Annotated in this window: 23 protein-coding genes, 1 tRNA gene and 1 pseudogene; all 25 read right to left on the reverse strand. The window is 57.3% G+C overall.

The annotated features are described in order from the left end of the window. Positions 1-10: 10 nt before the first annotated feature. The 25 genes and pseudogenes from A2G06_13405 to rpmG all read right to left on the reverse strand — a co-directional run bounded on the left by A2G06_13405 (position 11) and on the right by rpmG (position 21,240). Positions 11-268, reverse strand: coding sequence for a 30S ribosomal protein S17 (locus tag A2G06_13405; GenBank protein ANA41096.1), 258 nt, complete (start codon positions 266-268; stop codon positions 11-13). Between the two features lie 12 nt (positions 269-280). Further along, positions 281-469, reverse strand: a complete 189-nt coding sequence (locus tag A2G06_13410; GenBank protein ID ANA41097.1) for a 50S ribosomal protein L29 — start codon at positions 467-469, stop codon at positions 281-283. After that, positions 459-881, reverse strand: coding sequence for a 50S ribosomal protein L16 (locus tag A2G06_13415; protein ANA41098.1), 423 nt, complete (start codon positions 879-881; stop codon positions 459-461). Before A2G06_13415 ends, A2G06_13410 begins: the two co-directional genes overlap by 11 nt. Before the next feature lie 18 nt (positions 882-899). After that, a complete protein-coding gene (locus A2G06_13420) occupies positions 900-1,535 on the reverse strand; it encodes a 30S ribosomal protein S3 (GenBank protein ANA41099.1) in 636 nt (211 codons plus the stop codon). A gap of 20 nt (positions 1,536-1,555) precedes the next feature. Beyond that, complete coding sequence (locus A2G06_13425) at positions 1,556-1,888, reverse strand: 50S ribosomal protein L22 (protein ANA41100.1); 333 nt, start codon at positions 1,886-1,888, stop codon at positions 1,556-1,558. A 22-nt stretch (positions 1,889-1,910) separates the two neighbouring features. Further along, positions 1,911-2,192 (reverse strand): 30S ribosomal protein S19, encoded by a 282-nt coding sequence (locus A2G06_13430; protein ANA41101.1) that lies wholly within the window; start codon positions 2,190-2,192, stop codon positions 1,911-1,913. Positions 2,193-2,218: 26 nt separating this feature from the next. Continuing rightward, entirely contained in the window at positions 2,219-3,043 is an 825-nt protein-coding gene (rplB, locus tag A2G06_13435) for a 50S ribosomal protein L2 (GenBank protein ANA41102.1), read from the reverse strand. 24 nt (positions 3,044-3,067) lie between these two features. Beyond that, complete coding sequence (locus A2G06_13440; GenBank protein ANA41103.1) at positions 3,068-3,352, reverse strand: 50S ribosomal protein L23; 285 nt, start codon at positions 3,350-3,352, stop codon at positions 3,068-3,070. Further along, the gene (locus A2G06_13445; GenBank protein ID ANA41104.1) at positions 3,349-3,972 is read right to left on the reverse strand and encodes a 50S ribosomal protein L4; all 624 of its coding nucleotides are present in this window, start codon (positions 3,970-3,972) and stop codon (positions 3,349-3,351) included. Before A2G06_13445 ends, A2G06_13440 begins: the two co-directional genes overlap by 4 nt. A 24-nt stretch (positions 3,973-3,996) precedes the next feature. Next, positions 3,997-4,629 (reverse strand): 50S ribosomal protein L3, encoded by a 633-nt coding sequence (locus tag A2G06_13450; protein ID ANA41105.1) that lies wholly within the window; start codon positions 4,627-4,629, stop codon positions 3,997-3,999. Positions 4,630-4,656: 27 nt separating this feature from the next. Beyond that, entirely contained in the window at positions 4,657-4,965 is a 309-nt protein-coding gene (rpsJ, locus tag A2G06_13455; GenBank protein ANA41106.1) for a 30S ribosomal protein S10, read from the reverse strand. A gap of 18 nt (positions 4,966-4,983) precedes the next feature. Beyond that, positions 4,984-6,174: an elongation factor Tu gene (gene tuf, locus A2G06_13460; protein ANA41107.1), complete on the reverse strand. Its 1,191-nt coding sequence runs from the start codon at positions 6,172-6,174 to the stop codon at positions 4,984-4,986. A 27-nt stretch (positions 6,175-6,201) separates the two neighbouring features. Continuing rightward, a complete protein-coding gene (gene fusA / locus A2G06_13465; protein ID ANA41108.1) occupies positions 6,202-8,280 on the reverse strand; it encodes an elongation factor G in 2,079 nt (692 codons plus the stop codon). A gap of 42 nt (positions 8,281-8,322) precedes the next feature. Further along, positions 8,323-8,793 (reverse strand): 30S ribosomal protein S7, encoded by a 471-nt coding sequence (locus tag A2G06_13470; GenBank protein ID ANA41109.1) that lies wholly within the window; start codon positions 8,791-8,793, stop codon positions 8,323-8,325. Between the two features lie 22 nt (positions 8,794-8,815). Beyond that, positions 8,816-9,187 carry a 30S ribosomal protein S12 gene (locus A2G06_13475; GenBank protein ANA41688.1) on the reverse strand — a complete coding sequence of 124 codons (372 nt, stop codon included), beginning with the start codon at positions 9,185-9,187 and terminating at the stop codon, positions 8,816-8,818. A 130-nt stretch (positions 9,188-9,317) separates the two neighbouring features. Continuing rightward, positions 9,318-13,505 carry a DNA-directed RNA polymerase subunit beta' gene (locus A2G06_13480; GenBank protein ID ANA41110.1) on the reverse strand — a complete coding sequence of 1,396 codons (4,188 nt, stop codon included), beginning with the start codon at positions 13,503-13,505 and terminating at the stop codon, positions 9,318-9,320. A gap of 89 nt (positions 13,506-13,594) precedes the next feature. Continuing rightward, a pseudogene (locus tag A2G06_13485) lies at positions 13,595-17,706 on the reverse strand (DNA-directed RNA polymerase subunit beta). A gap of 162 nt (positions 17,707-17,868) precedes the next feature. Then, entirely contained in the window at positions 17,869-18,252 is a 384-nt protein-coding gene (gene rplL, locus A2G06_13490; protein ANA41111.1) for a 50S ribosomal protein L7/L12, read from the reverse strand. Between the two features lie 47 nt (positions 18,253-18,299). After that, entirely contained in the window at positions 18,300-18,824 is a 525-nt protein-coding gene (locus A2G06_13495) for a 50S ribosomal protein L10 (GenBank protein ANA41112.1), read from the reverse strand. Positions 18,825-19,002: 178 nt separating this feature from the next. Continuing rightward, positions 19,003-19,707: a 50S ribosomal protein L1 gene (locus A2G06_13500; GenBank protein ANA41113.1), complete on the reverse strand. Its 705-nt coding sequence runs from the start codon at positions 19,705-19,707 to the stop codon at positions 19,003-19,005. Positions 19,708-19,724: 17 nt separating this feature from the next. Then, the gene (locus A2G06_13505; GenBank protein ANA41114.1) at positions 19,725-20,150 is read right to left on the reverse strand and encodes a 50S ribosomal protein L11; all 426 of its coding nucleotides are present in this window, start codon (positions 20,148-20,150) and stop codon (positions 19,725-19,727) included. Positions 20,151-20,211: 61 nt separating this feature from the next. Then, positions 20,212-20,739 carry a transcription termination/antitermination protein NusG gene (locus A2G06_13510; protein ID ANA41115.1) on the reverse strand — a complete coding sequence of 176 codons (528 nt, stop codon included), beginning with the start codon at positions 20,737-20,739 and terminating at the stop codon, positions 20,212-20,214. Between the two features lie 15 nt (positions 20,740-20,754). Further along, positions 20,755-20,940: a preprotein translocase subunit SecE gene (locus tag A2G06_13515; GenBank protein ANA41116.1), complete on the reverse strand. Its 186-nt coding sequence runs from the start codon at positions 20,938-20,940 to the stop codon at positions 20,755-20,757. Between the two features lie 26 nt (positions 20,941-20,966). Continuing rightward, positions 20,967-21,043: transfer RNA gene (locus A2G06_13520), tRNA-Trp, on the reverse strand. 47 nt (positions 21,044-21,090) lie between these two features. Further along, positions 21,091-21,240 carry a 50S ribosomal protein L33 gene (gene rpmG, locus A2G06_13525; protein ID ANA41117.1) on the reverse strand — a complete coding sequence of 50 codons (150 nt, stop codon included), beginning with the start codon at positions 21,238-21,240 and terminating at the stop codon, positions 21,091-21,093. Positions 21,241-21,286 lie beyond the last annotated feature (46 nt).

Raw genomic sequence — 21,286 nt, forward strand, 5'->3', positions numbered from 1 at the left:
AACACTCCTGCTATTCGACCCTGTCGATAATCTGACGAACTTTCCAGCGCTTGTCTTTGCTCAGGGGGCGCGTTTCCACGATCAGCACCCTGTCTCCTGTTTTGCAACTGTTATCGGTATCGTGAGCCTTATATTTAACGCTACGCTTAATGTACTTATTGTAAACGGGATGTTTCACAAGATGCGAGACCCTTACAACAACCGTCTTGTCCATCTTGTCACTGACAACAACCCCAACCTGGGTCTTTCTGTTCCCGCGCTGACTCATAGCTTCCTCTCTTTAGCCTCTTTTCTCACTAAGGATGGTCTTGATCCGGGCGATATCTTTCTTGACGGAGGATATCTTCGCCGTATTCTCCAACCGCCCGGTATGAAGCTGAAAACGAAGGTTGAACAACTCTTGCGAGAGTTCTGCAGCTTTAGTCGTCAACTCTTCCAATGATTTATTTTTCAATTCACTAGCTTTCATGGCCATCCTTCCTGGAGATGAATTTCGTTCCAACAGGAAGCTTATGGGCAGCAAGGCGGAATGCCTCGCGTGCGATCTCTTCGGTAACCCCTTCCATCTCATACAGGACTTTGCCGGGCTTCACAACGCATACCCAGGAGTCAGGGGAACCCTTGCCCTTGCCCATACGAGTTTCAGCAGGCTTAGACGTGAGGGGCTTGTCCGGGAAGAGCCGAATCCAGATTTTGCCTCCCCGCTTAATATAACGGGTCATGGCGATACGGGCGGCCTCGATCTGGCGTGAATCAACCCAGCCACATTCCGTAGCCTGGAGACCGAATTCCCCGAACGCGAGGGTAGCGCCGCGTTGCGCATCTCCCTTCATGCGCCCTTTCATCTGCTTTCTATGCTTAACTCTTTTGGGCATCAACATTGCTAAAAGCTCCTGTTTCTATTTTTGACCGGGGAGAACTTCGCCCTTAAAGATGAGGACCTTGACACCGATAATACCGTAGGTGGTCTTCGCTTCCGCAAAACCGTAGTCGATATCCGCTCTCAGCGTATGAAGCGGAACCCTGCCTTCCCGATACCACTCGGTCCGCGACATTTCAGCCCCGCCAAGACGTCCCGAGCAGGTTATCCTGATGCCCTTGGCGCCGAACTTGAGGGACGAAGTAACACTCTTCTTCATCGCACGACGGAATGCCACTCGACGCTCAAGTTGCAGGGCAACGTTCTCCGCCACGAGCTGCGCATCAAGCTCAGGCTTCCTTACTTCCTGAATGTTGAGGTAGATCTCTTTGTCAGTGAGCTTGGCGAGCTCTTTCTTCAGGGTTTCCACCTCGGCACCCTTCTTGCCTATGATAAGGCCGGGCCGGGCGGTATAGATGTTGATCTTGGCCTTGTTCGCGGCCCGCTCGATCTCTATCTTGGAGACACCTGAATTGTAGAGACGTTTTTTAAGGAAATTACGAAGCTTGAGATCTTCGTGCAGAAGCTTCGCGTAATCGGCCTCCGCGTACCACCGGGAATCCCACGTCCGTATAACACCAAGCCTGAATCCAACAGGATTTACTTTCTGACCCAAGACACCACCTCCAGTCGTTATTACTTGTCTGCCAGAACCACCGTGATGTGGCTGGTCGGTTTTCTGATTTTGCTTGCCCTGCCCATTGCCCGCGGTACGAAACGCTTGAGCACCGGCCCGCCATCCACAGAAATGCTCTTCACGTAGAGGCGGTCAACATCTGAAGCGCCTTTCTGCTCGGCATTGGCAACAGCTGACCGAAGAAGCTTGGATACGAGTTTCGCAGACGCCTGCGGCGAAAAACGCAGAATAGTGAGTGCGTCCTGTATTCCCTTGCCCCTGACCATATCTACGACAAGACGGGTCTTGCGCGGTGAAAGGCGGGCAAATGTCAATTTTGCGCTGGCTTCCATCTGTGAATGCTCCTTTTAAGAATTACTTCTTCTTGAGCTTGCTCTTCTTATCGGCCGCATGACCGTGAAAGGTCCGCGTCGGGGCGAATTCGCCAAGCTTGTGTCCCACCATGTTTTCAGTGACGAAAACGGGGATGAATTTCTTCCCGTTGTGCACGGCAAAGGTCAATCCGATGAAATCAGGAGTAATGGTAGAGCGCCTGGACCATGTCTTGATAACCTTTTTGGAGCCGGCACTTTCTGCGGCAACCTTCTTGGCGACATGATCATCTACAAAGGGACCTTTTTTTATCGAACGAGCCATGGTGTCAATCCTTTGGACTATTGTTGTTATTTCGTACGCTTCTTAACGATGAAACGTGATGATGTCTTGTTTTTGCGAGTCTTGTAACCCTTAGTCGGGATACCCCACGGAGTAACGGGATGACGACCACCAGAGGTACGACCCTCACCACCACCATGGGGGTGATCAACCGGGTTCATGGCAACGCCACGAACTGTGGGCCTGCGTCCAAGCCAGCGGGAGCGCCCCGCTTTCCCGATGGACACATTCTCGTGATCGATATTGCCGACCTGTCCGATAGTAGCCATGCAGTCAAGCAGCACCATCCGCACTTCGCCGGACGGGAGCTTCACTTGGGCATACTTGCCTTCTTTGGCCATGAGCTGGGCAAAGGTACCGGCACTGCGGGCAAGCTGCCCGCCCTTCCCGATTTTCAGCTCGATGTTATGGATGATCGTGCCCAGCGGAATGGCGCGAAGAGGAAGTGCATTGCCCGGCTTGATATCGGCATTGGAACTGGCAATGATACTGTCACCCACCTTGAGATCAAGCGGAGCAAGGATGTAGCGCTTTTCACCGTCCGCATAGTGGAGCAAAGCAATCCGTGCGCTTCTGTTGGGGTCGTATTCGATGCTCGCAACTTTTGCCGGGATCTCCACTTTATTCCTGCGGAAATCGATTATGCGGTACTTTTGCTTATGTCCACCACCGATATGACGGGCAGTGATCCTGCCGAAGCTGTTACGGCCGCCGGTCTTCTTTATGGTGACAATGAGAGACTTCTCGGGGGTTGATTTCGTAATCTCATCAAAGGCAGAGCACGTCTGGTGTCTGCGGCCCGCCGAAGTAGGTTTATATGTCTTGATCGCCATGGTATGTCACTCCACTGCTCAGGTTTATATTTCGAAGAAATCGACGCTGCTACCCTCTTTCAGGGTCACGTACGCCTTCTTCCAGTTGGAACGCTTGCCATAGTGGCGGCCGAAACGCTTTACTTTCCCAGCGACATTGACCGTCTTTACTTCGGCGACTTCGACCTTGAAAAGCTTTTCAACGGCTTCCTTGATCTCAATCTTGTTCGCGTCGCGATCGACCTCGAAGGATACGACGTTCTTCGAATCCTTCTCGATGGTTGTTTTCTCAGTGATGAGTGGCTTCTTTATCACGTCGTACAGGTTCATGACTGCAACACTCCTTCGATCGTACGAACAGCCGACTGGGTAACGATGATGTTGTTATATTTGACGATATCGAACACATTCAGATGCTCTGCCTTGAGTACTTTGACATCTTTCACGTTGCGGGCCGACAGTTCAAGGTTGGAATTGGGCTCGTCCACAACTACGAGGGTCTTGGCCAGATCGAATGCCTTCAGCACCGTCACGAACCCCTTGGTCGAGATGGACGGGAGAGTAAAGGAGTCGAGAACGGACAGCTTGTTTTCCTTGTACAGCATCGAAAGAGCAGACCGTACGGCCGCCTTGCGTGCCTTCTTATTCATCGAGAGGCTGTACACTTTCGGCCGGGGCCCGAAAGCTGCGCCGCCACCGACAAAGTGCGGTGCGCGAATGCAACCCTGACGGGCTTGGCCGGTACCTTTCTGGCGATAGGGCTTCCTGCCGCCACCGGACACATTGGAACGGTTCTTTACCGATACGGTTCCCGCACGGCGATTTGCAAGTTGAACCTTTATAGCCTCATGGATGAGATATCCTTTGACCTCGCCGTTGAAGACGGTGTCATTGAGATCCATTTCACCCACTTTGTTCTTGCTGATATCAAACACATCAATGGTTGCCATACTCATTCTCCAGAATCTGCCGGTCTATCGAGGCTTGACGGTATCCTTCACAAGGACGATTCCATTCTTCGCCCCGGGAATCGCCCCTTTGATGAGCAGTATATTGTCGGCGGCATCAACGCGCACCACCTGCAGTCTTTGCACGGTCACCCTCTCGTTGCCGAGCTGACCAGGCATCTTCTTGTTCTTGAAGACCCGTGAGGGGTAGGCAGAGCTGCCGATCGAGCCTGGTGCGCGATGGAAGCAGGAACCGTGCGAGGAACGCCCGCCACGGAACCCCCAACGCTTGACGACACCCTGAAACCCTTTGCCGATACTGGTACCGGTAACATCGATATACTCACCCACCTCGAACACATCGGCGGCTATGACGTCGCCAACATTATAGCGGTCGACATCATCGAGCCTGAACTCACGGATGTGGGCGAATGCTCCCTGCCCGGCTGCCTTGATGTGACCGAGCAGAGGCTTGGTGACTTTTCTTGCCTCCTGGGACAGAAAACCAACCTGAATAGCATCATAGCCGTCAGTGGCGCTGGTCTTCTTCTGGAGCACGACACACGGCCCGGCCTGAACGACAGTAACCGGAATGCGCTTGCCGTCTTCGGCAAAGATCTGGGTCATCCCCAGCTTTTTCGCTATAAGTCCCTTCATCATGATTTCAGTCCTATTCTAAAATGCTCACTAGAGCTTGATTTCAACATCAACGCCGGCCGAAAGGTCGAGCTTCATCAGCGCATCAACCGTCTGCTGAGTCGGATCGAGAATATCGATGAGACGCTTGTGGGTCCGGATCTCGAACTGCTCACGGGATTTCTTGTCCACATGCGGCCCACGAAGTACGCAGTACTTGTTGATCACGGTGGGAAGCGGAATCGGGCCTGCTACGCGGGCGCCGGTACGCTTCGCCGTGTCAACGATCTCTCCGACCGATTGGTCGAGGAGTTTATGATCAAATGCCTTAAGGCGAATTCTAATCTTTTGACTTGGCATCTCTTCCTCGCAACAACGTTATTCGATAATGGAGCTGACGACGCCGGCGCCCACGGTACGGCCGCCTTCGCGTATCGCGAACCGAAGGCCTTCGTCCATCGCGATCGGCGTGATCAGGTTGATCGTCACCGCCACGTTGTCTCCAGGCATTACCATCTCGGTACCGGCAGGAAGGTCCACTATCCCTGTCACGTCCGTCGTGCGGAAGTAGAACTGCGGACGGTACCCGTTGAAGAACGGCGTGTGACGACCACCTTCTTCCTTTGTCAGGATGTACGCCTCGGCCTTGAACTTGGTGTGCGGGGTGATGCTCCCGGGCTTCGCAAGAACCTGGCCGCGCTCGATGTCTTCACGCTTTACGCCGCGAAGAAGCGCTCCGATGTTGTCGCCGGCGCGGCCTTCGTCCAGAAGCTTGCGGAACATCTCGACGCCGGTTACCGTGGTCTTGGTCGTGGCCTTGATCCCGACAACTTCCACTTCTTCGCCAACCTTGACGATCCCCCGCTCCACACGGCCGGTGGCAACGGTGCCGCGGCCGGAGATCGAGAAGACGTCTTCTACCGGCATCAGGAACGGCTTGTCTACGGCGCGCTCCGGATCGGGAATGTAGCTGTCGACGGCTTCCATCAGCTTCAGGATCGCTTGCTCGCCAAGCTCGTCCTTGTCACCGTTGAGACCCTTGAGGGCGCTCCCCTTGATGATCGGAATATCGTCGCCCGGGAAGTCGTAGGAGGAGAGCAGTTCGCGAATCTCGAGCTCTACCAGCTCAAGCAGTTCTTCATCGTCTACCATGTCTGCCTTGTTCAGGAATACGACGATGTACGGCACGCCAACCTGACGGGCAAGCAGGATGTGCTCCCGGGTCTGCGGCATGGGGCCGTCTGCGGCGGATACGACGAGAATCGCACCGTCCATCTGCGCTGCACCCGTGATCATGTTCTTTACGTAGTCGGCGTGACCAGGGCAGTCCACGTGGGCGTAGTGACGATTCTCGGTCTCGTACTCCACATGGGACGTGGCAATGGTGATGCCGCGCTCGCGCTCTTCCGGCGCGTTGTCAATCTGATCAAAACCACGGAACTCTGCTTGGCCGCGCTCCGCCAATACTTTGGTTATGGCCGCAGTCAGCGTGGTCTTGCCATGGTCTACGTGGCCGATCGTTCCTATGTTGACGTGCGGTTTCGTCCTCTCGAATTTTGCCTTTGCCATGCAGGATTCCTCCCTCGCTGAATTTGACTAGCCTTTAACCTTTGCGATGATTTCTTCGGATACCGACTTGGGCACCTGCTCGTAATGATCGAATGTCATTGTGTAGGTAGCCCGTCCCTGGGTAGCGGAACGAAGGTCCGTGGCATAACCGAACATCTGAGCCAGCGGAACCATCGCGCCAACGACCTGGGCGCCGGCCCGTCCCTCCATTCCCATGATTCGACCACGACGGGAGTTCAGGTCACCGATAACATCGCCCATATATTCTTCCGGAACAACGACCTCCACGGACATGATCGGCTCAAGCAGGACAGGGCCGGCTTTTGCCGCAGCTTCCTTGAAGGCCATGGAGCCGGCGATCTTGAATGCCATCTCGGAGGAGTCCACTTCATGGTACGAACCGTCAATAAGGGCAACCTTGAAGTCAACTGTCGGGTAACCGGCGAGAACCCCAGTTTCCATCGCCTCCTGAATCCCCTTATCAACGGCGGGAATGTACTCTCTGGGGACGACGCCACCCTTGATGGCATCAACGAATTCGTACCCCTTGCCGGCCTCCTGGGGCTCCAGCTCGATCCATACGTGACCGTACTGACCGCGACCGCCGGACTGCCGGACGAACTTGCCCTCGACCTTGACCTTCTTGGTAACGGTCTCACGGTAGGCAACCTGCGGCTTGCCGACATTGGCCTCCACCTTGAACTCGCGCATGAGACGGTCAACAATAATTTCAAGGTGCAACTCACCCATCCCCGAAATGATGGTCTGACCCGTCTCCTCATCGGTCCTGACACGGAACGAAGGATCTTCGCTTGCGAGTTTCTGGAGACTGATGCCGAGCCGCTCCTGATCTGCCTTCGTCTTGGGCTCGATGGCAATGGCGATAACAGGCTCGGGGAACTCGATGGACTCGAGCACTACCGGGGAGTCTTCCGGGCAGAGCGTATCACCGGTTGTCGTGTACTTGAGGCCGACTGCCGCCGCGATGTCGCCGGCATAGACCTCTTTGATCTCTTCACGCTTATTGGCGTGCATTTTCAGCAGACGACCAATACGCTCTTTCTTTTCTTTCGTGGAGTTATATACGTAGGATCCGGAGTTGAGCACGCCGGAATAAACACGGAAGAAGCAGAGCTGACCCACAAAGGGGTCGGTCATGATTTTAAAGGCAAGAGCCGAGAACGGCTCGTCATCGGACGCTTTGCGGGCTATTTCCTCACCGGTCTTGGCATCGATACCGGTAATGGCGGGAATATCCAGCGGCGAAGGGAGATACGCGACAACCGAATTGAGAAGGTTCTGAACGCCTTTATTTTTGAACGACGAGCCACAGATGACCGGACAGATCTGGATATCGATCGTTGCCTTGCGGATGGCGCCTCTGATTTCGTCAGTGGTGAGTTCTTCGCCACCGAGATACTTCTCCATCAGCACATCGTCAAATGTAGCAATTTCCTCGATGAGCTTCTCGCGATACTCTTGCGCCATCTCCACCAGGTCGGCAGGGACTTCAGCCTCGCGATACTTGGCACCGAGAGAATCCTCATCCCAAATGATCGCCTTCATTTCTACCAGATCAACAACCCCGCAAAAGGCATCTTCGGCACCGATCGGCAACTGGATCGGCACGGGGTTGGCCTTGAGACGGTCACGAATCATGCCGACACCGCGGAAAAAGTCCGCGCCGATCCGGTCCATTTTATTGATAAAGGCAATCCGGGGAACACGATACTTGTCGGCCTGACGCCACACGGTTTCCGACTGCGGCTCAACGCCACCAACGGAACAGAACACGGCAACAGCCCCATCAAGCACGCGCAGGGAACGCTCAACCTCGATAGTAAAGTCCACGTGACCGGGAGTATCAATGATATTGATCCGGTTGTCGCCCCAGAAACAGGTCGTAGCCGCCGAGGTTATCGTAATACCCCGCTCCTGCTCCTGCTCCATCCAGTCCATGGTGGCGGCCCCCTCGTGAACCTCACCAATTCTATGCGTCACACCGGTATAGTAGAGTATGCGCTCAGTTGTCGTCGTCTTGCCGGCGTCGATATGAGCCATAATCCCGATGTTACGGGTTTTTTCAAGCGAAACCTGACGTGCCACGAATCCCTCCAGTTAGCGTTTCAAAGACCAGCTACTTACCAACTACCAGCGATAGTGCGCAAAGGCCCTGTTAGCCTCGGCCATACGATGGGTATCCTCGCGCTTCTTCACCGCAGCACCACGGTTGTTATAGGCATCGAGAATCTCGCCGGCAAGCTTGTCGGTAATAGTCTTCTCGGAGCGCTCATTGGCATAACGAACAAGCCAGCGCATGGCAAGCGAGACCCGGCGGTCGACGCGAACCTCGACCGGCACCTGGTAGGTGGAACCACCAACGCGCCGCGACTTCACCTCAAGCATGGGCTTGATATTGTCAAGACACTTCTTGAGCACCTTGACAGGCTCTTCGCCAGCCTTTTGCGACACAATATCAAGCGCTCCATAAAGCGCACGCTCAGCCGTACTCTTCTTGCCATCAAGCATTATGACACTCACAAGCTTGGCAACAACCCGATCATTGAACTTGGGGTCGGGAAGAATAACCCTTTTCGCCACTTCTCTTCTTCTCGGCATATTACCCTCTCACCAAAGTCGTTTACTTGGGCCGCTTGGCGCCATACTTGGAGCGACCCTGCTTCCGGTCCTTGACACCCACAGAGTCGAGAGTTCCGCGAACAATATGATAACGGACACCAGGAAGGTCCTTAACCCTTCCACCCCGAATAAGAACGACGGAGTGCTCCTGCAGGTTATGCCCGACACCCGGAATATACGAGCTCACTTCGATCCCGTTCGTCAAACGTACCCGGGCAACCTTACGGAGCGCGGAGTTCGGCTTCTTCGGGGTCGTAGTATACACCCTGGTGCACACCCCCCGCTTTTGCGGACAACACTTGAGAGCAGGCGAATCCGACTTCACTTTCTTGCTCTGCCTGCCACTGCGAATCAACTGGTTAATCGTAGGCATAGATCCCTTCTCCCAATACCCGCCCAAAGGGGCATTCTCCCTGCGGAAGCGACAAAAATATCAGTCTGACAGGACACTGTCAAGTCTTTTTTCATTGTTTCGAGGAGGGGTTGCCCCCTCCTCGTGTTTTTTACTCGTCAAAGGAGTCGACATCATCCTCCACGTCGACATCGTATTCATCCTGAGGCCGCATCGACTCGACCGCCTCAAACTCTTCAATGGCGGCCTGCTCGGCGACAAGCTTGAGGTTGCGGTACCGGGAAAGACCCGTCCCCGCGGGGATGAGCCGCCCCATGATAACATTCTCCTTAAGACCACGAAGGCTGTCGACTTTACCTTCAATGGCAGCCTGTGTCAACACTTTTGTCGTCTCTTGGAAGGAAGCCGCCGAGATAAACGATTCCGTCGAGAGCGACGCCTTGGTGATGCCGAGCAACAGCGGCTCGGCAATGGCCGGGCGCCCTCCCTTGGTAAGGACACGATCGTTTTCTTCCTCGAACACGGACCGCTCAAGCTGATCATCAATGAGGAAGCCGGTGTCACCCACGTCTTTGATGCGAACCCGGCGCAGCATCTGACGGACAATGACCTCGATGTGCTTGTCGTTGATCTTGACCCCCTGAAGCCGGTAGACTTCCTGGACTTCGTCGACGAGGTACCGCGCGAGCTCCTTGAGGCCGAGCACCCGCAGAATGTCATGGGGGTTCGATGACCCGTCCATGAGGGCTTCGCCGGCCCGCACATAGTCATTCTCATGAACACTGATGTGCTTGCCTTTGGGGATGAGGTATTCCTTGGGCTCACCCATCTCGGGCGTCACGATGACCTTCCGTTTGCCCTTGGCATCCTTGCCGAAAGTGACAAGACCGTCGATTTCCGAGATGACGGCGAAGTCCTTCGGCTTGCGGGCTTCGAAGAGCTCGGCAACGCGCGGCAGACCGCCCGTAATATCCTTGGTCTTGGTGGTTTCCCGCGGAATCTTGGCAATAACGTCACCAGCGTTGACGAAAGAGTCTTCCTGTACCGAAATGTTGGCTCCCACCGGGAGGAAGTAGCGCCCCATGGCGATTTCGCTGAGCTTGACGGTCTTGCCGGCCTCGTCCTTGAGAGTAATCCGCGGCCGCTTGTCAGGATCGCGGGACTCGATGATCACCTTGCGGGAAAGCCCTGTGACTTCGTCGAGCTGCTCTTCCATGGTGACCCCTTCGACGATGTCGCCGAATTTGATCCGGCCCGCAACCTCAGTGAGGATGGGGATGGTGTAGGGGTCCCACTCGGCAAGGGTCTCGCCCGGCTTGACCACTTGGTCGGGACCAGCCTTGATCTTGGCGCCATAGACAATGGCATACTTCTCGCGTTCGCGACCGGTTTCGTCTACGACAGCCAGTTCGCCGTTACGGTTCATGACGATGTGGTGCCCTTCAGAGTTGACGACGCTGTTAATGTTGATGAATCGCACGCGTCCCTCGGTCCGGGCCTCCAGCGAGGTCTGCTCGGCGTGCCGTGATGCGGTACCGCCGATGTGGAAGGTACGCATGGTGAGCTGCGTACCCGGCTCGCCGATCGACTGGGCGGCAATGACACCGACCGCCTCGCCGAGATTGACCAGGTGGCCGCGTGCCAGATCGCGGCCATAGCACTTGGCGCAGATGCCGCGCCGGCTCTGGCAGGTGAGCACCGACCGGATCTTGACCCGCTCGAGGCCTGAGTCCTCGACCTTTTTCACCAGACTCTCATCGATCTCCTGGCTTGCTGGCACGAGGACCTCGCCGGTGACCGGATCAAGGATATCGTCGAGAGCAACCCGGCCGAGGATACGATCGCCGATGTGCTCGATGATCTCGCCTCCCTCGGTGAGGGCGGAGACACTAAGTCCGTCAAGGGTTCCACAATCATTCTCGGTGATAATGGCATCCTGGGCCACGTCCACGAGCCGCCGGGTGAGGTATCCGGAGTTTGCGGTCTTGAGGGCCGTGTCCGCGAGACCCTTCCGGGCGCCGTGGGTGGAAATGAAGTACTGAAGGACGTTCAGGCCTTCGCGGAAGTTGGCGGTAATAGGTGTCTCGATGATCTCGCCCGACGGCTTGGCCATGAGGCCCCGCATCCCGGCAAGCTGGCGTATCTGCTGGGCAGAACCCCGGGCACCCGAATCGGCCATCATGTGGATGGAGTTGAAGGACGGAACCTTGACCTCCTGTCCATCAGGAGAAACAACCGTGTCCTTGGAGAGGTTGTCGAGCATCTCCTTGGCGATCTCCTCCGTGGCCTTGGCCCAGATGTCGATAACCTTGTTGTACCGCTCGCCATCGGTGATGAGACCCTCGGTGTACTGGTTCTGTATCTCCTGGACCTCTTCGGTTGCCTTTTCGATGATCACCTGCTTCCCTTCGGGAATCTCCATATCGTTCATACAGATGGAGATGCCTGCCAGGGTCGAATAGCGGAAACCGGTTTCCTTGAGCCGGTCGGCCAGGATAACGGTTTCCTTGTTGCCTGCCAACCGGTAGCAGACGTCGATCAGGTTGGTAAGTTCCTTCTTGCTCATCACCTTGTTGATGGCGGAGTAAGGAATCACCTCGGGCAGAATCTCCCGCAGGATGATCCGGCCGACGGTGGTGTCGATGATTTCAGGCTGTTCCTGCTCTTCGGCCTGGATATTCTTCATCCGGACCTTGATGCGGGCCTGGATGTCGACCTCGCCCGCATCGAAGGCGATGCGAACCTCTTCGGGCGACGAGAATATCTTGCCCTCTCCCTTGGCGAAATGCCGCTCGCGCGTCATGTAGTAGATCCCGAGAACCATGTCCTGGGACGGCACGATGATCGGCTTGCCGTGGGCAGGCGAGAGGATGTTGTTGGTACTCATCATGAGCACGCGGGCTTCCACCTGGCTCTCGATGGAAAGCGGCAGGTGAACGGCCATCTGGTCACCGTCGAAGTCGGCGTTGAAGGCGGTGCAAACGAGCGGATGGAGCTGGATCGCCTTGCCTTCGATGAGCACCGGCTCAAAGGCCTGGATGCCGAGGCGGTGCAGGGTCGGTGCCCGGTTGAGCATGACCGGGTGCTCCTTGATGACCTCTTCGAGCACGTCCCACACCTCGGGGCGCTCCTTCTCCACCATCTTTTTGGCGCTCTTGATGGTGGTGACGAAGCCCCTCTCCTCCAGCTTGTTATAGATGAACGGCTTGAAGAGCTCCAGGGCCATCTTCTTGGGAAGGCCGCACTGGTGCAAGCGCAGTTCCGGACCGACGACGATGACGGAACGGCCCGAGTAGTCGACCCGCTTACCGAGCAGGTTCTGCCGGAAGCGGCCCGATTTCCCTTTCAGCATGTCCGAAAGGGACTTGAGGGGTCGCTTGTTGGGGCCGGCAATGGCACGGCCGCGACGGCCGTTGTCGAACAGGGCATCGACCGCTTCCTGAAGCATCCGCTTCTCGTTGCGGATGATGACCTCCGGCGCCTGCAGCTCCATGAGACGCTTGAGACGGTTGTTGCGGTTGATGACGCGCCGGTAGAGGTCGTTCAGGTCCGAGGTGGCGAAGCGGCCGCCGTCAAGGGGCACCAGGGGGCGGAGTTCCGGCGGCAGGACCGGAATGCACTCGAGGATCATCCACTCGGGGCGATTGCCCGACTCCTTGAACGCCTCGACAACCTTGAGGCGCTTGGCGGTCTTCTTCCGTTTGGCCTCACTGGTTGCCTCCATCATCTCCACCCGGAGCTGCTCGGCAAGCTGGTCCAGGTCGAGGGCCTTCAGGCAGTCGCGGATCGCCGCGGCTCCCATGCCGGCCTCGAAGCGGTCGCCATGCTCCTCGCGGGTCTTGAGATACCGGTCTTCCGTCAGGACCTCAGCCATGGTAAGGCCCGTTTCGCCGGGACTGGTCACGGCATAGGCCTCGAAATAGAGCACCTTCTCAAGATCCTTGAGAGAGATGTCGAGCAGGTTGCCGATCCGCGAGGGGAGCGACTTGAGGAACCAGATATGGGCAACGGGCGTGGCAAGGTCGATGTGACCGAGACGCTCGCGGCGCACTTTCGAGGGGATGACCTCGACGCCGCACTTCTCGCAGACGATGCCGCGGTGCTTCATCCGCTTGTACTTGCCGCAGTTGCACTCATAGTCCTTGGTGGGACCGAATATCTTGGCGCAGAAGAGACCGTCGCGCTCAGGCTTGAACGTCCGGTAGTTTATGGTCTCCGGCTTCTTGACTTCCCCGAACGAGCGCTCGCGGATCTTGTCCGGAGACGAAATGGAGATGCGAATGGCCGAGAAGTGAAGCGGGTCCTTCGGTTTATCGAAAAAGCTGAAAAAATCTTCCAATGTCTGATCCTCCTCAGCGTAGGAGTGAGTGCCTTCCGTGTACGTTTCAACGGGCCGGCCGGGCAATGCCCGCCGGCCCGGACAAGGTGCTAATCTTCATCCCCTTCGAGCAGTTCCACATCGAGGCAGAGGGACTGGAGCTCCTTGATGAGAACGTTGAAGGATTCGGGAAGCCCCGGCTCAAGGGTGTGCTTACCCTTGACGATGGCCTCGTACATCCGCGTCCGGCCCGCCACGTCATCGGACTTGACGGTCAGGAACTCCTGGAGCGCATAGGCGGCGCCATAGGCTTCCATGGCCCAGACCTCCATCTCCCCGAGGCGTTGGCCGCCGAACTGGGCCTTGCCGCCGAGCGGCTGCTGGGTCACAAGGCTGTAGGGCCCGATGGAGCGGGCATGGATCTTGTCGTCGACCAAGTGATGGAGCTTGAGGACATACATGACCCCGACGGTGACCTTGTGCTTGAAGGGCTCGCCGCTCTTGCCGTCATAAAGGCTGACCTGGGCGGTCTCCTCAAAGCCAGCCTTGTTGAGCATGCTGCGAATCTGGTCCTCGGACGCCCCCTCGAAAACGGGGGATGCCATAGCGACGCCCCGCTGGAGCCGCTTTGCAACGTTCATGAGCTCGTCCTTGTCGAGCGAGTCCAGGAACCCGTCCATGTCCGTGGTGCCGTACACATCCTTGAGATATCCCTTGATGTGGTCGGCCGGCGAGTAGTTTTCGAGCATTTCCTCGATTTTCCAGCCGATGCCCTTGGCAGCCCAGCCCAGGTGGGTTTCGAGAATCTGGCCCACGTTCATACGGGACGGAACGCCGAGGGGGTTCAGAACGATCTCGACCGGACGGCCGTCCTCCATGTACGGCATATCCTCCTCGGGGAGGATGCGGGAGACGACACCCTTGTTGCCGTGACGTCCGGCCATCTTGTCGCCCACTTGGAGCTTTCTCTTGATGGCGATGTAGACCTTCACCATCTTGATGACGCCCGGCGGCAGGTCATCGCCGCGCTTCAGCTTCTGGACCTTGTCGTCGAACACGTAACGGATGATGTCGATCTGCTGCTGAAGCGTCTGGAGAATTGCCGACACCTTCTCGTCGACTCCCTCTTCGCCGGAAACGGAAATCTCGTCCCAGCGATCGAGCGGGATCGCGTCAAGGGCCTCTTCGGCAATAGCGGCACCCTTGGCGATGACGACCCGGCCGCTCTTGTCCTCCACCTTGACGGCGGCGGACTTGCCGACGAGGAGCTTCTTGAGCTTGCCCACGGCGGAATTGCGGATGATGCGGATCTCGTCCTGCTCGTCCTTACGCAGCTTGTCTTCTTCCATCCGCTCGATCATCTCGGTGCGGGAGTCCTTGTCGGACCCCTTGCGCGAGAAGATCTTGGCGCCGATAACGGTTCCCTCGACCCCCGGCGGGACGCGCAGGGAGGTGTCGCGAACATCCCCCGCCTTCTCGCCGAAAATGGCCCGGAGGAGCTTTTCCTCCGGCGAAAGCTGGGTTTCGCCCTTGGGAGTGATCTTGCCCACCAGGATGTCTCCCGGCTTCACCTCGGCACCGATCCTGATGATCCCCGACTCGTCCAGGTCCTTCAGAGCCTCTTCGCCGAGGTTCGGAATATCGGAGGTGATTTCCTCCTTGCCGAGCTTGGTATCGCGGGCGACGCACTCGAACTCCTCGATGTGGATCGAGGTGTAGCGGTCGTCTTTCACGAGCTTTTCTGACACGAGGATGGAGTCCTCGAAGTTGTAGCCGCCCCACGGCATGAAGGCAACCACCACGTTCTGGCCAAGGGCGAGTTCGCCCATGTCGGTGGAGGGTCCGTCGGCAATGACGTCGCCCCGCTTGACATGGTCGCCCACCTTGACCACCGGCCGCTGATTGATGCAGGTGTTCTGGTTGGAGCGGGCGAACTTGATCAGGTTGTAGATGTCGACGCCGGTGCCGGTTTCATCGAACTCGTCCTCATCGATCTTGACAACGATGCGGGAGGCGTCGACCGACTCGACGACACCGGTGTGGCGTGCCACCACCGACACCCCCGAATCCTTGGCAACGACGCGCTCCATGCCAGTGCCCACGAGGGGCGAATCGGCCTTGAGGAGCGGCACGGCCTGACGCTGCATGTTCGAACCCATGAGCGCGCGGTTGGCGTCGTCGTTCTCCAGGAACGGAATGAGCGAGGCGGCCACGGAGACGAGCTGCATGGGAGCAACGTCCATGAGTTCGAGCTCGTCCCGGTGGACCAGCAGGAATTCGCCCGACTTGCGGGCCGACACGTATTCGTTCACGAAGCGGCCGTCCTCGTCCATCTCGGCGTTGGCCTGGGCGATGGCGTGTCCCTCTTCCTCCAGGGCCGAGAAGAACTTGACCTCGCTCGTCACCTTGCCATCCTGGACGATGCGGTAGGGGGTTTCCACAAAGCCGTGCTCGTTGATGCGGGCATAGGTTGAGAGAGACGCGATGAGGCCGATGTTCGGACCTTCCGGGGTCTCGATGGGGCAGACCCGGCCGTAGTGGGTCGGGTGTACGTCGCGGACCTCGAAACCGGCACGCTCGCGGGTCAGACCGCCCGGGCCGAGGGCCGAGAGCCGGCGCTTGTGGGTAACCTCGGAGAGCGGGTTCGTCTGGTCCATGAACTGCGAGAGCTGGGACGAGCCGAAGAACTCCTTGACGACCGCCGAGACGGGCTTGGAGTTGATCAGGTCGTGCGGCATGAGGTTCTCGACCTCCTGGAGGCTCATCCGCTCCTTGATGGCCCGCTCCATGCGGACGAGGCCGATCCGGTACTGGTTCTCCAGCAGCTCGCCCACGGCGCGCACCCGGCGGTTGCCAGGTGGTCGATGTCGTCGATGGTGCCCTTGCCGTTCTTGAGGTCGATCAGGTAGCGCACCACCTCAAGCACGTCGTCCTTGGTCAGTGTCTGGCAGTCAAGGGGAATGTTGAGCCCCAGCTTGAAGTTGAGCTTGAGACGCCCGACAGCCGACAGATCATACCGCTCGGCATTGAAGAACAGGTTCTCGAAGAGAGCCTGGGCGCTCTTGAGGGTCGGCGGGTCGCCGGGCCGCAGGCGGCGGTAGATCTCGATGAGGGCCTCTTCGGTAGCCGCAATCTTGTCAGCAATGAGCGTGTCGCGCAGCGATGAGGTCACATGGAGGTTGTCGATGAAGAGCACCTTGAACTCGGCGATCCCCTTTTCCTTGATGTCGTCGAGGCGCGCCTGGGTGATCTCGTCGTTGCACTCCACGATGACTTCACCGGTGGTCGGATCCACGATGTCGTTGGAGGCGTACTTGCCGAGCACTTCCTCCATGGTGATCGGAATCTGCGTGATGCCGTGCTCGGTCATCTTGCGGATGGCCGCCTTGGTGAACTTGCGGTTGGCCTTGAGCAGCACTTCACCCGTCTTCGGCGCAACGATGTCCACGGAAGCCTTCTGGCTCGAGAGCAACTCCGGGTCGGCTTTTTTCCACATGCCCTCGGCGCTGACGAGGATCTCCTCGCTCCTGTAGAAGTAGTTCAGCAGGGCCTCGGCGGAATAGCCAAGCGCCTTGAGCAGCACGGTGGCCGGCATCTTGCGGCGGCGGTCGATCCGCACGAAGAGGATATCCTTGTGATCGAACTCGAAATCCAGCCAGGAGCCCCGGTACGGAATGACCCGCGCCGAGTAAAGGACCTTGCCGCTGGAGTGGGTCTTGCCTTTGTCGTGGTCGTAGAAAACGCCCGGAGAGCGGTGGAGCTGGCTGACGATGACCCTCTCCGTACCGTTTATGATGAACGTACCGTTCTCGGTCATGAGCGGGATCTCGCCGAAGTAGACCTCCTGCTCCTTGATGTCGCGGATGGAACGGACGCCGGTGTCCTTGTTCACGTCCCAGACCACGAGCCGAACCTTCACCTTCATGGGAGCGGCGAAGGTCATCCCGCGCTGGTGGCACTCTTCCACATCGTACTTGGGAGCGCCGAGAGTATAGGTAACGTACTCAAGCGAGGCCGTATCGCTGAAGTCCTTTATGGGAAAGACGCTTTTGAATACCGCCTCAAGGCCACTGTTCCTGCGGGCCTCGGGGGGAGTGTCGATCTGGAGGAATCGTTTGTAGGAATTTTTCTGGATGTCAATCAGATTGGGGATGTCGATGATCTTCTTGATCTTGGCGAAATTCTTGCGCAGAAGCTGGTTATTCGCAATTGAATAAGCCATATATTCTCCTTTGGCGAAGCATCTAAGGCATTCAACCCACTGGAATTATTAGTACCCAGGCACCCACTTCCGTCACTGCGGACTCTGCTCCAGAACTAAAATAGAAGAGCCAAGGCCGCGCGTGGCGACCTTGGCTGCATGCTGGAGCAGTGAACAGATGCCTTACTTGATCTCGACTTCAGCGCCGGACTCGACAAGCTGCTTCTTGGCCTCTTCGGCCTCTTCCTTGGACACGCCGTTCTTGACCGGCTTCGGAGCGCCGTCAACGAGGTCCTTGGCTTCCTTGAGGCCAAGGCCGGTAAGGGCGCGAACGACCTTGATGACGCCGATTTTGTTGGCGCCGGCGCTCTTGAGAATTACGTCGAACTCGGTCTTCTCTTCGGCGGCCTCGGCAGCGGCAGCCGGAGCAGCAGCAGCGGCAACGGCCACCGGAGCGGCGGCGGAGACGCCGAACTTGTCCTCGAGCTCCTTCACGAGCTCGGAAAGTTCGAGAACAGTCATATTTTCAATGAAGCTGATGACATCGGCCTTGGTGATTTCTGCCATTTTCCTATTCCTCCGTTATGTGTTCTTACCGTTTGATGGTTGAAAAATCAGTTGCCTTCCTTCTGGACCTTGATCGCGTTGAGCGCGCGGACGAAACTGCCCGGCACGGCAGCCAGAACGCCCACGAAGTTCGCCACCGGAGCGTTGATCGTCCCGAGCAGTTTGGCAATGAGCACTTCGCGGCTCGGAAGATCTGCCAGTGCCTGGATATCGGCAACAGAGATGGCCTTGCCGGTCAGTACGCCGGCCTTGAGCTTGAAGGTATTCGACTGGGTCTTGGCAAACTTCGACAGCACCTTGGCGGCAGAGACCGGATCGTCATAGCTCAGGGCGATGGCGGTCGGACCGGTGAAGTGCTGGGAGAGCGACTCTTTGTCCGTCTCGCGGGAAGCAAGCTCCAGCAGCGTGTTCTTGACAACCTTGTACTCAACCGCAGCCGAGCGGAGCTCATTTCTCAGGGTCGTGGCCTGCTCAACGTTCATGCCGCGGAAATCGGCGAGAAACACCGCCTTGGCACGCTGGAGCTTGTCGTGCAGTTCTGCCACTTGTTGTTGCTTGGTTTCCTTGTTCAAGCGCCTTCCTCCTTTCTGTCTGGTATGAGGGCCTGGGCCCCAGCCAAAGTCAGAAAGTGCGGGAATGATGATTCCTACGACTAACCACAAGTCTCGGCAGGCCCCGTTCGTGCTTAGGCCCGGACACGAGCGTCCGGACACCTGCTGTCTTTGACTTTGGCTTTATATGGATTGACGTCTAGACAAGCTTTGCCTGGACATCAGAAATGTCGAGGTTGAGGCCCGGGCCCATGGTCGAAGAGATACTGATCTTCTTGACATAGGTTCCCTTTGCCGCAGAGGGCTTCGCCTTTACGAGAGCCTCCACAAGAGCAAGCAGGTTTTCCCTGAGCTTATCGGCGTCAAAGGAGACTTTACCGACAGGTGCGTGAACGATACCGGCCTTTTCGACCCGGAACTCGACCTTACCGGCCTTCGACTCCTTCACGGCGCGGCCCACATCGAAGGTGACCGTGCCGACCTTGGGGTTGGGCATGAGACCGCGGGGACCGAGCAGCTTACCGATCTTGCCGACAACGCCCATCATATCGGGAGTGGCGATGGCGGTATCAAACTCGAACCAGCCCTCCTGGATCTTGGTGACAAGATCCTCGGCGCCCACGTAATCGGCACCGGCCTCGCGGGCTTCCTTCTCCTTCTCGCCCTTGGCGAAAACGAGGACGCGAACATCCTTGCCGAGACCGTTGGGCAGGACAACGGCGCCACGGACCATCTGGTCGGCGTGACGGGGATCGACACCCAGCCGCACGGCAACCTCGACGGTCTCGTCGAACTTGGCATAGGCTGCGGACTTAACGCTCTCTATACCTTCCACGAGGGGATACGTCCGGCTCCGGTCAATCTTGGCCAGGGCCTCCCTGTGCTTTTTCGCAGTATTCGGCATCGCTTTCCACCCTTTCTCTAGTTGACTATTTCAACGCCCATGCTGCGGGCGGTACCTTCGACCGTCCTCATGGCCGCCTCAAGAGAGGCCGCATTCATGTCGGGCAGCTTTTTAGTGGCGATTTCCCTGACCTGCTCGCGGGTAAGCTTGCCCACCTTGTTCTTGTTGGGAACACTGGACCCGCTCTCTACGCCGACAGCCTTCCTGATGAGCACCGACATGGGCGGAACCTTCGTGATGAAGGTAAACGAGCGGTCGGCGTATACCGTTATGACGACAGGAATGACGGTTCCTTCGTCAGCCTGGGTCTTGGCATTGAATGCCTTGCAGAACTCCATGATATTGACGCCGTGCTGACCCAGCGCAGGACCGATCGGGGGGGACGGGTTCGCCTTGGCTGCCGGGATCTGCAGCTTGATGTATCCGGTAATCTTCTTGGCCATTGCTTACTCCTTGTTTCTCGTACGAGACGTTTTCCGTATCTGGTCAGCAGGAGTCGGCGTCCTACTGCTTTTCTACCTGCATGAATTCGAGCTCCACGGGGGTTGCGCGCCCAAAGATGCTCACCATGACCCGCAGCTTCCCCTTGTCGGGCTTGACATCCTCCACAACGCCGGCAAAGTTGAGGAACGGACCGTCCACGACCCTGACGGTTTCGCCCACCTCGAACTCCACCTTCGGCCGGGGTTTTTCAGCCCCTTCCTCCATGCGCCGCGTAATCTTCGCAACCTCTTCGTCGGGAATCGCGAAGGGATTGTTCCCCCCCACGAAGCCGGTGACCTTGGAGGTCTCCTTGACCACGTGCCAGGTTTCGTCGTTCAACTCCATATTCACGAGGATGTAGCCCGGGAAAAACTTGCGCGACGACGTCTTTTTCTCGCCCTTCTTCAGCTCGACCACGGTTTCGGAAGGAATGAGTATTTCACCGAAATGCTCTTCGAGCCCCAGGTTCTTGACCCGCTCCTGAAGAGACAGGCGCACTTTATTTTCGAATCCGGAGTAGGTGTGTACCCCGTACCACTTCTTCGACATAGTTGATTGAGTCCTTTACCCCAGGATGATGCGCATCAGCTTGGCGAGCACAACATCGCAGACGCCGAGATAGATGGATATGAGCACAACAATCGCGACAACGACCCAGGTGGTTGAGACGGTTTCTTTGCGGGTAGGCCAAGTTACCTTGCCAAGCTCGGCTCTGACTTCCGTGAGAAATTCTTTTGTTTTGGCGATCACGCGTGGACCCCACAATGCTTGTAAAATGGCAGGCCAGGAGGGATTCGAACCCCCAACATCCGGTTTTGGAGACCGGCGCTCTAGCCGTTAGAGCTACTGGCCTGCGTTCAGGGGGGGCAGCAACCCTCACTGTCCCGAACCGACAGGCTGTTACTTGGTTTCCTTGTGCACGGTATGGGTACGGCAGAAGCGGCAGTACTTCTTGAACTCAAGTTTCTGGGGCGTGTTCTTCTTGTTCTTGGTGGTTGTGTAGTTCCTCTGCTTGCACTCGGTGCAGCCGAGGGTGATGATATCTCTCATTGCTTATCCCTTCACGCATAAACCGGGGCGGACAGTATCCGCCCCG

The sequence above is a fragment of the Geobacter anodireducens genome, assembly GCA_001628815.1.
GTDB lineage: Bacteria > Desulfobacterota > Desulfuromonadia > Geobacterales > Geobacteraceae > Geobacter > Geobacter anodireducens.

Coding starts and splice junctions, on each gene's coding strand:
- A2G06_13410 (ANA41097.1), bottom strand. CDS start 469: ATGAAAGCTAGTGAATTGAAAAATAAATCATTGGAAGAGTTGACGACT.
- A2G06_13405 (ANA41096.1), bottom strand. CDS start 268: ATGAGTCAGCGCGGGAACAGAAAGACCCAGGTTGGGGTTGTTGTCAGT.
- A2G06_13505 (ANA41114.1), bottom strand. CDS start 20,150: ATGGCCAAGAAGATTACCGGATACATCAAGCTGCAGATCCCGGCAGCC.
- A2G06_13470 (ANA41109.1), bottom strand. CDS start 8,793: ATGCCGAGAAGAAGAGAAGTGGCGAAAAGGGTTATTCTTCCCGACCCC.
- A2G06_13425 (ANA41100.1), bottom strand. CDS start 1,888: ATGGAAGCCAGCGCAAAATTGACATTTGCCCGCCTTTCACCGCGCAAG.
- A2G06_13450 (ANA41105.1), bottom strand. CDS start 4,629: ATGATGAAGGGACTTATAGCGAAAAAGCTGGGGATGACCCAGATCTTT.
- A2G06_13500 (ANA41113.1), bottom strand. CDS start 19,707: ATGCCGAATACTGCGAAAAAGCACAGGGAGGCCCTGGCCAAGATTGAC.
- rpmG (ANA41117.1), bottom strand. CDS start 21,240: ATGAGAGATATCATCACCCTCGGCTGCACCGAGTGCAAGCAGAGGAAC.
- rplL (ANA41111.1), bottom strand. CDS start 18,252: ATGGCAGAAATCACCAAGGCCGATGTCATCAGCTTCATTGAAAATATG.
- A2G06_13430 (ANA41101.1), bottom strand. CDS start 2,192: ATGGCTCGTTCGATAAAAAAAGGTCCCTTTGTAGATGATCATGTCGCC.
- A2G06_13510 (ANA41115.1), bottom strand. CDS start 20,739: ATGTCGAAGAAGTGGTACGGGGTACACACCTACTCCGGATTCGAAAAT.
- A2G06_13440 (ANA41103.1), bottom strand. CDS start 3,352: ATGAACCTGTACGACGTGATAAAGAAGCCACTCATCACTGAGAAAACA.
- rpsJ (ANA41106.1), bottom strand. CDS start 4,965: ATGCCAAGTCAAAAGATTAGAATTCGCCTTAAGGCATTTGATCATAAA.
- tuf (ANA41107.1), bottom strand. CDS start 6,174: ATGGCAAAGGCAAAATTCGAGAGGACGAAACCGCACGTCAACATAGGA.
- A2G06_13415 (ANA41098.1), bottom strand. CDS start 881: ATGTTGATGCCCAAAAGAGTTAAGCATAGAAAGCAGATGAAAGGGCGC.
- A2G06_13445 (ANA41104.1), bottom strand. CDS start 3,972: ATGGCAACCATTGATGTGTTTGATATCAGCAAGAACAAAGTGGGTGAA.
- A2G06_13475 (ANA41688.1), bottom strand. CDS start 9,187: ATGCCTACGATTAACCAGTTGATTCGCAGTGGCAGGCAGAGCAAGAAA.
- rplB (ANA41102.1), bottom strand. CDS start 3,043: ATGGCGATCAAGACATATAAACCTACTTCGGCGGGCCGCAGACACCAG.